We start from the raw sequence: 15,773 nt of genomic DNA on the forward strand, positions 1-15,773 counted from the left end.
CATTATTTCTTTGTCCTAAATCCCACTTCTGAAGTTTCTGAAAGCTAGGCAAGAGATTATAGCAGAACAAAAAACGCCTTGACTGATCAGTCAAGGCGCTTTAATATCATTGAATTGGAAATTTATTTAAGCCTAGTAGGCCCACATATCTTGTTCCCTATCTCGGATGACCTCTTTAATACGTTTAGCCTCGAGTAATTGGAACAGTGCATTATCTGCTATGTAGTCATTAACCTTACGGTCTCCGTGGACGTTGTCCTCTTTATAAATGACCGCATTGAACCTTCTCGCATTGAGCAACATGTCATAAGAAATTGGCTGTGCTGAATTACGCTGGTTGAAAACCTTTGCGTCATGTAAAATTTGACGCGCATCCGGGTACCATACCCAAAAAAGTTCAACCATATCAGGATTTTCATCGTCCATAAAGTTAACATCGGGAGCAACTGGTGCTATCCCCAGCAAACGATATTTTAGTTCACCTTGCCTTTTGTCAAAGTACCAGATACCTTTTATATGATACTCCTCAATTTCAGCAGCTGTAATGTTTCTTCGGGTAATGAATTCTTCAGAAACTGTTTCACCTGCGTTGATTTGCTCGTAACCGTAATCTAGCGTATCTGTCTTTTGCAAAGAAGCTGATAAATCACCGAACTTTCTTTTTTCGGTAAAATAAGAATCTGCATAGACCTCCAAATTACCGTTCTTAATATTTTTTATCAGGACATGGTATAAGGACCTTCTATCGCGACCAATATCCATAGTATCTGTTGGGTAGTATAACGGAAAGTTGACCCTCTCATCCAAATCTATGGTTTCCCATAGTGTTTTGGACCAAAGAATGTCCCTATCATCAACGTAACCATAATCTAAAGGAGCATCATTATCAACAGATTTCTGCTCTTCAGTTCTAACCCCGATTTCCTGGGGTTTTTTAGCGTTCAAGATATTTGCCTGCGCCACTATGGATGCGGGCAAAAAAGCTAGAGCACTTATAACTAAAACATTTTTCCAATTCATGTTTGTTTCACTTTAAAATTAACCGGGCAGACAAAAAATCTACCCGGCATCATTCCATTTATATTAATTGGTAATCTCCACAACTACAGGAGACACCTTCTTCAACTTGTAACTTTTGTTGTTCGTGATATAGGCTTCGATATCAAATATCTGAACCACATCACCTCTTTTTGCACGCTGTAGAGCAGACTTGGCCCTAGCATCCATCTTGTTTCCTCTAACGCTAACCGTTGGTTGACCTGGAACTTTGAACTTAAATCCGCTTACTGCAAGGTTCAAATCAAAATCAAAGTCTTCCAAACCAGCTCCGATAGTAGCGATTTCAACATTCCTTTTAGGAAGTTTGACACTACCAGATTGCTTACTTAAAGTTCCTTCTGGTCTTGGAATATCCTTAATCCTGAATTCGGATTTAGAAGATATCGGTTGACCATCTGGTAATGTACCGGAAGCAGTAATTGTAACCGTTCTTCCCGTACCAGGATTCATCACATATTTGCTTCCACTAATTGCCTTAAGACCTGGAGCGGATGCACGAACTTTATTGTTAGGTATACCTGGTATCGAAATCGACATTGGGTTAGCTACACCACGATACACTACGTTCATCTTGTCAGCTGCAATCAAAGCCGCATTAGGTTTTGAAATTGTAGCAAAAGAATTCTTTACCGGAACATCTATTTCCTCACCATCTTGTTTGAAATAAATTGTACCAGCAACTTCGTGGTCTCCTGCAGACCCAGAACCGATTAACATCTTAACTCCACCAGCTTCCAACTTATAGTCGGTTCCTTCAGATAGTTTTCTACCGTCCAGAGTTAACTCAGCCCTAACAGGTGTGGATGAATTATCAGTTTTACTAATGATAATCTTACCGTCATATTTTTCACCTGTATAAAATGCCGACTTGCTAGCAGAAAGTGATGTAGCAAAATTCTTTAAAGAAACTTGGCTAGTTAGCTCACCCTCCAACATAGATTTCAAAGCAGCTTCTTCAGTTACTTTTACATCTGCTTGTAGTGCAGTTAATTTTGCCAAAGATGCTACCAAAGGATAACCTTCATAGTGATAGTTAATCCAATCTTGCTTTGTTCCGTCTCTTTTTTCTACTTTACCGTTTTCGTCTCCGGTTTGGAAACGATCAATAACGGATTGCTTAAGGGCCGGTGGCACTATGGCAGCAACCTGCTCACGATAATCATTTAGATTTTGCATGAACTTTTTACCTTCCTCGGATAAATTATCCCCTTGAAAAAGTGTTTGGTCCAAATAGTCTGAATTATCCATACGGGCGTAATCCGTTGCATCCTCTAGACCTTCTGTCATTCCGTCTTTAAGACCTTCCAAATAGTCGTAGTACTCTTGGGACATTGTCTTGATTTTCTGTGCATCTTGATACAGCTTGTCATACTTCGCCGCATCTTCAGATGCTTTGGTTCCAAGACTCTCCAAGAATGCATTATTACTTGCGGTAGTCTTTTCGTTAGAGGTCTCTAGCTTTTCGTTCATAATACCGAATGCCGCTAGCACCTCTTTACTCATATTTAATGCCAACATCGCGATGAAGATCAAATACATAAGGTTGATCATCTTCTGACGTGGTGTTTGTTTTCCTCCTGCCATGGTTTTTGTAATTAGATTTTAATTAATACTTAATTTGGGTTTGGTTAAAATCCAATTATTTAGAACTCATTGCAGATAACATTCCACCGTAAACTCCATTCAAAGAAGAAAGGTTGGTAGACAATGAAGCCATTTGATCTTTAAGCGCACTTGCATTTTGTACAACTTCCTCGTTTACGGAAGCTTGCTTACTTGCACTCTCCAATTGTACTTTGTAAAGACTGTTCAAAGATTCCATTTGAGCGGCAGCTTGTACCATTTCTTCAGAATATTTCTTCGTAGATTCCATAGCGTCCACTGTAGGAGCAATTCCTTTAGCAGCACCTTCAAAATTCTTGATACTGGAACCAAGACTTTCCATTAGGTTGGCATCTACACCAGCTTCTCTTAACATCTCATCCAATTTAGCGGACAAGGAAGCTTCTGCTTCTTTAATTTGAGCAGCATCGTTGCTCTTCTTACCGTTGGAAGCACCTCCTTGTAACTCAGGATATACTAAAGACCAATCGTACTCATCGTCTACAGGCTCAAATGCACTGATAGCGAAAATAAGGGCCTCTGTAATAAGACCTACCGCTAATAAAAGACCACCGGTAAGCGGACCAAATTCCCAGTGAAGGATTTTAAACAATGCTCCAATAATTACTACTGACGCTCCTAGCCCATAGGCCATGTTAAATAATTTCTTTGTTGATTTTGACTGTGCCATGATTTAAATTTAATTTAGGGTTTAATAATAAAAGATTTGGTTAATAACTGATTTGAAATTTGTGTTAAAAAATATTTTGTTTGTTAACAGTAATTGTTTATTGGGTTGAGTCCTCTTCGCCCATATAATCCTGTACGGTTCTAAAGCCAATATAACTACGGGCGGAATCCGCATATTCATAGTCCCTTGTACTTACCTGCAGGAAATATGCAACGTCTTTCCAAGAGCCTCCTCGGATAACTTTTCTAGAGTTAGATTGATCCCCTCCATTTGGATTCATAGTGGATACGTAATCGTAAGCACTTGGATCGTAGCTGGAATTGGTCCACTCAGAAACATTACCTGCCATATTGTACAGGTTAAAATCGTTAGGTTCATAAGACTTCGCTTCTACAGTATATAGTGCTGCATCCGCTGCATAATCTCCACGTTGTGGTTTAAAGTTGGCCATAAAACAGCCCGTATCACTAATTACGTAAGGTCCACCCCAAGGATAAGTCCCCCCTTCGATACCACCTCTTGCCGCATATTCCCACTCTGCTTCGGTTGGCAGTCTGAACTGATTTACGAATTGTTTTCCTCTACTTTTTTGATCGTCGTTCTTAAATTTTGTTCTCCAGTTACAAAAAGCTTTTGCCTGCTCCCATGAGATACCCACTACTGGATATTCACTGTAAGCGTCATGCCAGAAATAATCGTTGTGCATGGGCTCGTTATAGGAATATTCGAAATCGCGGATCCAAACCGTTGTATCCGGATATATTTCCAATTCCTCTGTACGGATAAAATCCTTTCTACTTCCCTTGCCTTTTTTGGCGGCACGAGCTGCAGCTTCAATATCCATCCAGCTGTATTTATATTTCAGTTTAGTTACATCAATAGTACGTAAACCATTATATGATTCTTCTTCTGGAAGGTATATGGAATCTACCATTACCTCAGCGTAGTACTCGTCTGGATAATCGGAAACATCCCATATTAAATCCTCATCCTTATTTAGGGCCCGACCTTCGTAAAGGTCATCTCCCATTCCTGTGTAATTGTTAAGGATGTATTTATCGTATTCGGAAAGTCTGGTCGTATCCGCATCTTTAAAAGCGTAATCTCCAATACCGCCCTCTTCAGGACCTATACCAAGATTATCCGCCAAAATTGCCAATTGTGTCCTCACTATGGAATCTTTTACCCACTCCACAAATTGACGGTATTCACTGTTGGTAATTTCAGTGTCGTCCATATAAAAGGAACGTACGGTAACCGTTTTGGTAGGAGCGTTTAAAACCTTCGCCTGATCTTCTTCACTTTTACCCATAATATAAGAACCTCTTGGGATAAGTTCCATACCATATGGTTTCTCGGGATACCATTTTTTTCCTTGGGCTCCCACTAGCTCTCCTTTCGTCTTTGACCCACAACTTGTGAGTAAAAAAACAAACGCTATAGATGATAACAATAGCTTCTTCATACTTTAGGTTAAATTTCGATTATGGTTATAAACTGCAAATACGATTGTTTATTCTAACTTCTAAAACTACATTTTATTTAAATTATTGTATTGTAGTCTTTTAATCCGATAAAAAAATAATCTTGTTTAGTTAAAGCCTTTCTTGTAAGCTTTAAACCACCTTTCAGGAATGTTTTGATTACATGCATCTAAATAATCCTTCTCGGTGCATGGTAATAACGCAGGTGTGTTTGCTTTAGTATGCGAAGTGAAAATTGATGGAACTTCTATCCACCATCTTTGGGTAAGTTGACTTTTGTGAAAAACGAGTTCTTCTTCTTCCGTGGGAACGGTATACCTAAGGAAATCATCCGTTTTAGAGTACGGGGATTCATTAATCCTAAAATTGATTCCCTCTATGAAATACCAAACAATCTGAGCTACAAGTTGCTGCGATTGCACATTGTTCTCCATCTCAAAAATCCCGAACAGGGATACTTTGTCACTAATACCGGCATATCTGGCTATGGTACAAATCTCACGTCCCGAAAAACCGTTAGGTGAGAAACTATTGGCAAGGCCCATTTCACTTGCCCTTACCGCCCTGGCATCCAAACTTATCATATGGGCGTTTCGTAATACCGGTTCCGCCAATGCCAAATCGTTTGCCACCTCCCCTAACCTGTAGGCATCGAAGAATAGTCGTTCCATTAAATCGATTTCCTCTTGGGCATTAAAATAGCTTTGGTATCCTATGTTGGAGAAATTGAACAGATTATTGGGCTTATCCGTAATAATCTTACTCATATAGGAATGAGAGGATATTAGCTCGTCATCGATTCCAAAATCGAAGCGACTATCAATAGCCACCAGGTTAATCATATCCTTTATACCATCAAATGCTCTGTAAGCGGGATAGCTGACGTCTTGCGTGGCACCTAGAATAACCGGAATTACTTTCTCCTCCAATAGGCCTGCCACGACCTCCTTTACCACAAAATAAGTGTCCTCTACAGTATCGCCTTCTTCTATATCGCCTAAATCAACTATGGTAGAATTCCAATTTCCTAGAAGTAAGCGGTAGAATTGCATCCTGATTTCAGAAACATCCAACTGTTCCAACTTTTTTTCAAATGCATTTCTTGTTTCCTTCACCCCGACTATGGCTATCGTCGCATTCGCAAGGACGGGAAGACCGTCCTTTACCGTGTGTATGTGGGTGTTTTTCCCTATTGCCTGAGCGGGCAACAGTTCGCAATGGGCAATTACTCTATCTTCTACTGGAACTAAAAAATCAAAGGCCATTTTTATAGGAATTCTTGTAGTTGTGAAATTAGCCTACTTTTTTGACTTTGGTTTAGCTTTTGCCTTTTTCTTAGGGGTCTTTTTATCAATTAGAGCCGTAGCTTCCTCCAATGACATTTTAGAGGCGTCTACAGATTTTGCCAACTCTACCTTTATCTTTCCTTTTATAATGTTATGACGACCCCATCTTGCCTTTTCAATTCGTATTCCTTCATCTGGCCAGTTTTGAACTACCTTGTCTATTTCCTTTTGTTTTTTTGCTTCGATAAGTTCCTCTATGTCCTGTTGAGAAAGGTTATCAAAATCATATTTTTTGTTCACATTAATGAACATACCGTCCCATTTTATGAACGGTCCAAATCTTCCAGTTCCCTTGGTAACATCCTTTCCTTCATAATTGGTAATAGGCGCATCTGCTTTTTGTTTGGCTATAATAAGTTCCTTAGCACGGTCCAGTGTTATTTCCATGGCATTATCACTTTGCTCCATCGAAATGAATTTCTTCCCGAACTTTACATAAGGACCGTAACGCCCCACGTTGGCCTCAACTTCCTCCCCTTCGTAAACCCCAAGCTTTCTTGGTAATTTAAAGAGGTCCATGGCCTCTTCATACGTAATCGTATTCAGGGATTGGTCCGGTAACAAACTCGCAAACAAAGGTTTTTCCTCGTCGTCCACAGTACCCACCTGTACCATTGGACCGAACCTACCTAAACGAACGGACACCTGTCTTCCAGTTTTTGGGTCTTTTCCCAAGACACGTTCACCACTGGCACGCTCCGCGTTCTCTTCCACGTCCACGACATTGGGATGAAAATCCTTATAGAAATTTTTCATCATTTTTTTCCAATCCTCTTCTCCGGAAGCAATTTCATCAAAATCCTCTTCCACTTTTGCCGTAAAATTGTAATCCAGAATATTGGCAAAATTGCTGACCAAAAAATCCGTCACAATAGTACCGATGTCGGTAGGCACCATCTTTCCTTTGTCCGATCCTACATTTTCAGTTAGCGTTTTACTTTCTACCTTATCGGATTGCAAGACCAATTGTACATATTTTCGTTCCGCACCTTCTATTGTTCCTTTTTCTACATAGCCTCTATTTAAAATAGTAGATATGGTTGGGGCATATGTAGAAGGTCTTCCAATACCTAGCTCCTCCAGCTTTTTTACTAAGGAAGCCTCTGTAAAACGATATGGTGGTCGTGTAAAACGTTCGGTAGCAGTAATTGAGTTATTTATAAGCGACTCCCCTTCTTTCATGGCCGGCAACATCCCTTCCTGTTCTTCTGCCATGTCCTCATCATCCAGACCTTCCATATACACTTTAAGGAAACCATCGAACTTAATGACCTCTCCGTTAGCCGTAAACTCCTCGGAATGTTTGTTTGCCTTTATCTTGACGTTTGTACGCTCCAACTCGGCGTCGCTCATTTGAGAGGCGACCGTTCTTTTCCATATAAGGTCGTACAATTTTGATTGGTCCCTTTCCAAAGAGGGCGATTGATTACCCATTTCAGTAGGCCTAATTGCTTCGTGAGCTTCTTGTGCGCCTTTAGATTTTCCCTTAAAATTTCTAACCTTACTGTACTTTTCTCCGTAATTCTTAATAATGGCATCTTTGGCCGCACTAATTGCCTCACCTGAAAGGTTAACACTATCCGTTCTCATATAGGTGATGAGTCCTGCTTCATATAACCGTTGTGCCACTTGCATGGTTCTACCAACGGAAAAGTATAGTTTTCTGGAAGCTTCCTGCTGTAACGTAGAAGTAGTAAACGGAGCAGAAGGTGATTTTTTTGCAGGCTTTTTATCTAGTTTTCCAACGGAAAAGCTAGCCCCAATATTTTTTTCCAAAAACGCTTGGGCCTCTTTTTGCGTGGCGAAGGTCTTATTTAATTTTGCGGCAAAGGTATTACCATCTTCGGTCTGAAATTCCGCGGCAATCTTAAAGGATGCCTCTGGAGTAAAGGCCTCAATGCCCCTTTCCCTTTCTACGATCAGCCGTACGGCAACCGATTGCACGCGACCTGCGGAAAGTCCCGGTTTAATTTTCTTCCATAATACTGGAGATAATTGGTAACCTACCAAACGATCCAAAACCCGTCTTGCCTGTTGGGCATTTACTAAGTTGAAGTTTATTTCCCTTGGATTCTCAATAGCTTTTTGGATAGCAGCCTTTGTTACGGAGTTGAATACAATCCTTTTTGTTTTTTTCTTGTCAAGATCCAATTCCTCCGCTAAATGCCATGATATGGCCTCTCCCTCTCGGTCTTCATCACTTGCCAACCAAATTGTATCCGCTTTTTTAGCTAAATCCTTTAATTTTTTGACCAAGGCTTTTTTGTCCTTGTCAACTATATATTTTGGTTCAAAATCATTATCTACATCTACCCCTAATTCCTTGGAGGGTAAATCGGCTATATGCCCAAAACTGGACTCTACCTTAAAATCCTTTCCTAAAAATTTCTCTATTGTCTTTGCCTTTGCAGGTGACTCTACAATTACTAGATTCTTGGCCATTAACCTTATTTTATGGATGCAAATGTATACTAAAAATTAAACTTTAAAATTTGAAGGCTTTGATTTTGGACGTGCTATACATTGAAAAATGAGACTCATATTTACGTTATCGGTAGAAAACTAAACGATAAAACCAAGGCTTTTCTGAGCGTCACAACAAATTATTGTTATTTTTAAAGAAGCTAATTAAATGATCACCGAAATATGAAGAACCTTTATTTTTTATCTATTGCCGCCTTACTTTTTTGTTATCCGTTTCAAAAGACAAATGCGCAACGGAAAAACACTAAAAACAACAACGTTACGTACCAAGAAAAACTTTATGATGGTATGGAATGGCGACTTGTAGGACCTTTTAGGGGAGGTAGGGCCGGCACCGTGACGGGAGTGAACAACAACCCTAATTTATATTATATGGGGACGGCCGGGGGCGGCGTTTGGAGGACCGTTGATGCGGGTAATTCTTGGGAATGTATTTCAGATGGATATTATGGGGGTTCCATTGGCACCGTTGCCGTAGCAGAATCTGATCCGAACATTATATATGTAGGGGAAGGGGAACAGACCTTAAGAGGTAATGTTTCATCAGGTCACGGACTTTGGAAAAGTTTGGATGCAGGAGAAACATGGAAATTTATTGGACTGGAGGGCTCAGAGCATATTGCTAGGATTCGAATTCATCCCAAGAACCCAGATGTTCTTTATGTGGCTGCCATCGGTAATTTATGGAAACCGAACGAAACAAGGGGTGTTTACCGCTCCGTTGATGGAGGTGATAACTGGGAAAAAATATTATATGTAAGTGATAAGGCGGGAGCAGGTGATTTAATCATGGATCCCAATAACCCAAGAATATTATATGCGGCCACTTGGGAGATGAAACGTAACGGCTATCGTATGGATAGTGGTGGCCCCGAGAGTAAAATGTTTAAATCTACGGATGGTGGAGATACGTGGACCGATATTTCTACCCATTCTGGTTTGCCAGGCTTTCCTTGGGGTATTGTGGGCATAACCGTTTCCCCTATGGACTCTAACAGGGTTTGGGCATTGATTGAGGCCGAAAACGGTGGACTTTTCCGTTCGGACGATGCTGGAAAAACATGGAAAAAGATAAATGAAAATAGGGCTTTACGCCAACGGGCCTGGTATTACACCCGTATTTATGCGGATACACAGAACGTGGATAAGCTTTACGTGATGAATGTAAGTTATGGTGTGTCTACCGATGGCGGTAACACCTTTACCTTAAAAAATGCCCCTCACGGCGATCACCATGACTTGTGGATTGACCCGAATAACAATAATAGAATGGCAATTGCAGATGATGGTGGCGCACAGATATCCAATGATGGTGGTAATAACTGGACAACATACTATAATCAACCTACGGCACAATTCTATCGCGTTACCACGGACAGTATTTTCCCCTATCGCATTTATGGGGCACAGCAGGATAATTCGGCAATTCGTATTTCCCATCGTTCGTCTGGCAGTGCGATTACCGAACGGGATTGGGAACCTACAGCAGGAGGCGAAAGCGCCCATCTAGCTCCAGACCCAAAGAATAACGATATTGTGTATGGCGGCACCTATAAAGGGTATATGAACAGAAAAGACCATACCACAGGGCAAACCAAATCGACTAATGTTTGGCCGGACAATCCGGCAGGATCAGGGGCAGAAGTGATGAAATACCGTTTCAATTGGAACTATCCTGTAATGTTCAGTATGCATGACTCCAATAAATTATACGCAGGTTCTAACTTCTTGCACGCTACGACCAATGGTGGGCAATCATGGAAAACGATATCCCCGGACCTCACCCGAGGGTTACCGGAGACTATAAAGTCTTCTGGCGGGCCCATTACACAAGATAATACCGGGGCTGAATTCTATTCCAACATTTTTGCTATTGCAGAATCTGCGTTGGAAGAAGGCGTAATATGGACGGGGAGTGACGATGGATTGATTCATGTAACGCGGGACAACGGTGAGAATTGGGAAAACGTTACCCCACCGGCAGGCATTTCCCCTAAATTGAATATGATTAATTGTATTGATGCAAGTCCATTCAAAAAAGGGACCGCATACGTAGCTGCGACCGCATATAAATTCGGGGATTACACACCTTACCTGTATAAAACCGAAGATTACGGAAAAACATGGACACTAATTACGAATGGGATTAAAGAGGATTATTATACCAGGGCCATACGCTCGGACAAAGTCCGGGAAGGCTTACTTTATGCCGGCACGGAATGGGGTATGTACATCTCTTTTGATGACGGAAAATCATGGTCGCCTTTCCAATTAAACTTACCCATAACCGCCATACGCGATTTACATGTACGTGATAATGATTTGATTGCCGCAACCCACGGTAGGAGTTTTTGGATGATCGATGATCTTACCCCCTGCATCAACTATCAACAGAAGTGGCCAATAGCGATTTTCATCTTTATAAACCGGACATGTCCTACAGAATGCATCAATCGGGAGGATGGGAAGAACCGGACACCAAACTAGTAGGTGAAAACCATCCCAACGGTACCATCATCAATTATTACCTTCAAAATCTAAAAGATACCGATAGCGTACAAGTGGATATTATGGAGATGGATGGCACCATTATCCAAACCTTTTCCAATACCGCTAAAGAAAACAAATTGGACCCATCGGCAACAAAACCTTTGAAGGTAGAAGCTGGAGGGAATAGGTTGATTTGGGATATGCGCTATCCGGGCTTTAAAACTTTTGAAGGTATGGTGTTCTATTCTTCACCCAATGTGGGACCAAAAGCCGTACCGGGCAATTATAAGGCACGATTATCCTTTAATGGTGATGAGAAAGAACAAGAGTTCACTATCGTAAAGGACCCAAGATTGGACACTACCCAAAAAGATTACCAAGAGCAATTCGATTTTCTGATGGAAGTTCGGAATCAGGTCAGTAGGGCGAATGAAGCGATCACTAATATCCGTATGGTACAAAAAGATTTGGATTATTTGAAAGAGAAGACAAAGGGGAATAAGGAAATGAAAGAGCTGATTGCTGAGTTTGAGTCTAAATTATCCGTTATTGAGAACAATATCCATATGACCAAAAATCAAAGCAGACAAGATCCACTTAATTATGGTATTCGTATAAATAATCGGTTAGCATTCTTAATGGCCGATTCCCAAAGAGGTGATTACCCACCCACTGAACAGGCCAAGGAATTTTTTAAAGTGGCTACTGCCGAGCTGGATGTGGAAATCAATAGCTTAAATGCCTTGATGCAAGAGTACATTGAAACTATCAACAACAAAGTTCAGGAGAATCAAATAAAGATGATTTCTTCAGAATAATAGATTAGCTAAAAACAGTTTTATAAAAAATGGATGCGAAAAAAACCGCATCCCTTTTTATTTTAACTATCATTCTATACCATTATAATTCAAATGTGCTCAACAGTCTTATATCGTTTTCCAAGTATTCGTATTGATATAAGGTACCATCACCAATCATCAACAATGAATTGTTTAAGGGAATGACATCATAGGTGACTATGTTTTCAAAATGGTTGAGCTGTGTAATATTTGGAGCGTCACTCTTGTCAAATACTTTTAGCCCCGCAGCGCCATCACAAATAAAAAGCTTATCATCTTTTATTCCCAATCCGTTTGGACCTTCCATTGGGTAGATTACCTTCAGTTCTGGATTTTTTAAATTAGAGATATCTACTACGTAAAGTCCACTTTCTGCATTGCCGCAGAAATTTCCACCTTTCAGGGTCACATAAGCATAATTACCATCGACCACAACGGGGTCACATGCAGTACCGTGTCTAAATTCTGATATAAATTCGGGCTTCTCAGGATTCTCTATGTTATATATATACATGCCCTGCCTACCGCCAATAAATAGAATATCCACTTGACTGTAGATGGTCTCAATATCCCAACCCACCTGTACATCGTCTAGGACCACCGGTTCCTCTAAGTTTGAGATATCAAAAATACTGATGTCACTATAATCAACCACATAAAGATAATCACCTATTATTTTGAAACGTGCCAAAGAACCACCTTGTCCCACGGAAGGTTGGGGCACACCACCTGAATCTTCCAAAGAAAACAATGCGTTACAATCGTTGCAACCAAATTGTGCTTCATATTCTGATACAAGCCTTCTCTCTGTATTGACCTCCCAACCAATAATAATGTCCTTGTCAAAATCCACGTTGCCATAGTCATAAATGTCCGCCTGTGGATACTCTATATTCACGGCCCATACGTAATTGTTATATATAGCGTTCACCACTCGTCCGGATAACTGTATGTCGTTAATATTGGAAATATCAAAAATCACAAGATCGCCGTAACTATCCGCATAGAGCTTATTGTCTTTAATAGAAACGTCGTTGTTACCTTCCAACTTTATAAAAGCGATACTTTTGGGAGCACTAGGGTTTTGATTATCGATTACATGAAAACCCAAGTTGGTGTCACTTACAAAAATGTAGTTCTTGTACGCATATATCTTCCCCGAAGAAACTATGGGGACCGGATCAGTAATATCAATGGCTTCAGCCTTAAAAGTAATGGCATCCATTACAATGGGGCGTGCGACTAAGTAATCCTCGTAGGGACCGTCATTATCACAAGAAACAAACGATACCAAAACTGCAACGAACAGGAAAAGAATATTATTTTTCATTTTTTAATTTATTGGGTTGTTACCCTATAGATGAAGAAATACACTTTTAGTTGCGTGATGTAACGTTAAGATAAAATATGAATTCTATTCAAACCCCACCCCGTCCTTATACATAAGATAGGCTGGAATCTTGGAAAGCATAGCTGTAAATAAAATACCTATACAGCAGAGAAGAACGCCGAGTTCCGCAACGATGCCTATGACGATAACCAATCCAAATATGACGAGCCAGTTCCTATTTCCTAGGGTAAAGCTGGATTTTACGATTTCCATGGCAGTTAGCTCTTCATTAAAGGCCAAAAATGCAGGAAACAAAGAAAGGGGAACAACAAGATAAATAATCCCCAAACCGCAGGCCAACATCCCGAGTAAACTCAAGCCTAGGGTTATCAAGGAAACAATCAATATTCTACCCAAACGACCCTCTTTAAAAAAGTAGAAATAATCATCTGAGGTGGACTCGTTAAAATCCTTTTGTTTACAAATCCTCAGAAATGCCGCATTAAGGGCCAGAGTAAAGGTCATTGCCCCTATTAGAACCACAGGCAAAAGAATTGACATGCTTATAACTACAATTGCCGGAAGCTCCTCATTCCTTAACATTTCCGGGTCGGTTATACCTGCGGCAATCATAGGAATATAAATCATTATATAAAAGGGCAGAATAGTTAAAAAGGTGAGCAAAAGGGTGATGAAACCCTGAAGCCATACTTTTTTGAACAAATCGATAGATCTGCTAAATATACTGCCAAATTCCAACGGAGGTCTTTCGCTAATTTTTTGGTTGACTGTTTCTAGGTTCATGAGTAATGATGCTCTTTAATTTAATAACGAAAAGTAAGCATAACGTTTCAAACCCTAAAATAACGCTAAAATAAACTGTCATATTGTCACGAATTTGATAATAGTGCTATCTTTGCGTCCCTATTATTTCTTAGAATAAAGTCTTAGGGATACTGAAATAAGTTCAGCATACATGGAAAAAACGATTGACGAAAAAATACAGGGCTCAACGCTAGTTCTTGGGGACAAAACTTTAAATTCCCGCAAACTTTACATAGAAAGTTACGGTTGCGCCATGAATTTCTCCGACAGCGAAATAGTGGCTTCCATATTGACCAACGAAGGTTTTAATACCACCCAAAATTTGGCAGAAGCAGATCTGGTTTTGGTAAATACCTGCTCTATACGGGACAAGGCCGAACAGACCATACGCAAACGCTTAACGGAGTATAACGCGGTTAAGAAAACCAGACCACATATGAAAGTAGGGGTGTTGGGATGTATGGCGGAGCGATTAAAAGACAAGTTACTGGATGAGGAAAAAATAGTGGATATGGTGGTTGGTCCGGATGCCTATAAAGACCTTCCGAATCTAATCAAAGAGGTCGATGATGGTCGGGATGCCGTTAACGTTATCCTTTCCAAAGAGGAAACTTACGGCGATATTGCCCCGGTGCGGCTTAATTCCAATGGAGTAACCGCATTTGTTTCCATTACCCGAGGTTGCGACAATATGTGTACTTTTTGTGTCGTGCCCTTTACCAGAGGGAGGGAGCGTAGTAGGGATCCGCAATCTATTTTAGCCGAAGTAAACGAGCTTTGGGAAAAAGGATTTAGGGAAATTACACTATTAGGCCAGAACGTTGATAGCTATTTGTGGTATGGAGGAGGCCTTAAAAAAGGTTTTGAAAAAGCATCCGAAATGCAAAAAGCAACGGCTGTGAATTTTTCACAGCTGTTGGAACTGGTGGCCAAAACACAACCAAAAATGCGTATTCGGTTTTCCACATCCAATCCACAGGACATGACTTTGGATGTAATCAGGACCATGGCGAAATACGATAATATCTGTAAGCATATTCATTTACCGGTTCAAAGCGGCAGCAACCGAATCCTTAAAGAAATGAACCGCTTACATACTATTGAGGAATATTTTGAACTTATAGATAATATTCGAAAGATTTTACCAGATTGTTCCATCTCTCAGGACATCATTACCGGATTCCCAACGGAGACGGAAGAAGACCACAAAGCAACCTTGAAAGCATTGGAATACGTGAAGTACGATTTTGGGTATATGTACGCCTATTCCGAAAGGCCAGGCACCATGGCCGCAAGAAAAATGAAGGATGATGTTCCCGAGCCAGTGAAGAAAAGGAGGTTATCTGAAATCATTACATTGCAAAGGGAACACTGCCAATATAGAACGGAGCAACATTTGGGAAAAGTTCAGGAAGTACTCATTGAGGGCTCTTCCAAAAAATCCACCGAAGACTGGATGGGTAGAAATTCGCAGAGCACGGTTGTGGTTTTTCCTAAGGAAAATTATAAAATAGGGGATTTAGTGAATGTTGAAGTTTACGATTGCACATCGGCCACTTTAATTGGAAAAGCAATCAGATATTCAAACAACAACTGATGGTATCATCAAAAAAGTAATTTCTA

General features: G+C 40.4%; 11 protein-coding genes. 3 read left to right on the forward strand and 8 right to left on the reverse strand.

Annotation, left to right across the window (positions count from 1 at the left end):
* Positions 1 to 132: 132 nt before the first annotated feature.
* The 6 genes from porN to topA all read right to left on the reverse strand — a co-directional run bounded on the left by porN (position 133) and on the right by topA (position 8,624).
* Entirely contained in the window at positions 133 to 1,020 is an 888-nt protein-coding gene (gene porN / locus N8A89_RS05165) for a type IX secretion system ring subunit PorN/GldN (protein ID WP_281541303.1), read from the reverse strand.
* 63 nt (positions 1,021 to 1,083) lie between these two features.
* Positions 1,084 to 2,643 (reverse strand): type IX secretion system motor protein PorM/GldM, encoded by a 1,560-nt coding sequence (porM, locus tag N8A89_RS05170; protein ID WP_281541304.1) that lies wholly within the window; start codon positions 2,641 to 2,643, stop codon positions 1,084 to 1,086.
* Between the two features lie 55 nt (positions 2,644 to 2,698).
* Positions 2,699 to 3,352 (reverse strand): type IX secretion system motor protein PorL/GldL, encoded by a 654-nt coding sequence (porL, locus tag N8A89_RS05175; RefSeq protein ID WP_281541305.1) that lies wholly within the window; start codon positions 3,350 to 3,352, stop codon positions 2,699 to 2,701.
* A 97-nt stretch (positions 3,353 to 3,449) separates the two neighbouring features.
* The gene (porK, locus tag N8A89_RS05180) at positions 3,450 to 4,817 is read right to left on the reverse strand and encodes a T9SS ring complex lipoprotein PorK/GldK (RefSeq protein ID WP_289645024.1); all 1,368 of its coding nucleotides are present in this window, start codon (positions 4,815 to 4,817) and stop codon (positions 3,450 to 3,452) included.
* A 126-nt stretch (positions 4,818 to 4,943) separates the two neighbouring features.
* Positions 4,944 to 6,101 carry a formimidoylglutamase gene (locus tag N8A89_RS05185; RefSeq protein ID WP_289645025.1) on the reverse strand — a complete coding sequence of 386 codons (1,158 nt, stop codon included), beginning with the start codon at positions 6,099 to 6,101 and terminating at the stop codon, positions 4,944 to 4,946.
* Positions 6,102 to 6,134: 33 nt separating this feature from the next.
* Positions 6,135 to 8,624, reverse strand: a complete 2,490-nt coding sequence (gene topA / locus N8A89_RS05190; RefSeq protein ID WP_281541306.1) for a type I DNA topoisomerase — start codon at positions 8,622 to 8,624, stop codon at positions 6,135 to 6,137.
* Positions 8,625 to 8,828: 204 nt separating this feature from the next.
* Here topA and N8A89_RS05195 point away from each other — a divergent pair, with 204 nt between their 5' ends.
* Positions 8,829 to 11,153: a WD40/YVTN/BNR-like repeat-containing protein gene (locus tag N8A89_RS05195; RefSeq protein WP_281541307.1), complete on the forward strand. Its 2,325-nt coding sequence runs from the start codon at positions 8,829 to 8,831 to the stop codon at positions 11,151 to 11,153.
* Complete coding sequence (locus N8A89_RS05200) at positions 11,099 to 11,974, forward strand: hypothetical protein (protein WP_281541308.1); 876 nt, start codon at positions 11,099 to 11,101, stop codon at positions 11,972 to 11,974. The genes N8A89_RS05195 and N8A89_RS05200 overlap by 55 nt, the downstream gene beginning before the upstream one ends.
* 82 nt (positions 11,975 to 12,056) lie before the next feature.
* On the opposite strand, the gene N8A89_RS05205 is transcribed toward N8A89_RS05200, so the two are convergent.
* Positions 12,057 to 13,325, reverse strand: coding sequence for an LVIVD repeat-containing protein (locus N8A89_RS05205; RefSeq protein WP_281541309.1), 1,269 nt, complete (start codon positions 13,323 to 13,325; stop codon positions 12,057 to 12,059).
* 84 nt (positions 13,326 to 13,409) lie between these two features.
* Positions 13,410 to 14,129, reverse strand: coding sequence for a hypothetical protein (locus N8A89_RS05210; protein ID WP_281541310.1), 720 nt, complete (start codon positions 14,127 to 14,129; stop codon positions 13,410 to 13,412).
* Between the two features lie 172 nt (positions 14,130 to 14,301).
* On the opposite strand from N8A89_RS05210, the gene miaB reads away from it, so the two are divergent.
* Positions 14,302 to 15,747, forward strand: a complete 1,446-nt coding sequence (gene miaB / locus N8A89_RS05215; protein ID WP_281541311.1) for a tRNA (N6-isopentenyl adenosine(37)-C2)-methylthiotransferase MiaB — start codon at positions 14,302 to 14,304, stop codon at positions 15,745 to 15,747.
* Positions 15,748 to 15,773: the final 26 nt, after the last annotated feature.

This window comes from Maribacter aestuarii, from assembly GCF_027474845.2.
In the GTDB taxonomy this organism is placed as follows: domain Bacteria; phylum Bacteroidota; class Bacteroidia; order Flavobacteriales; family Flavobacteriaceae; genus Maribacter; species Maribacter aestuarii.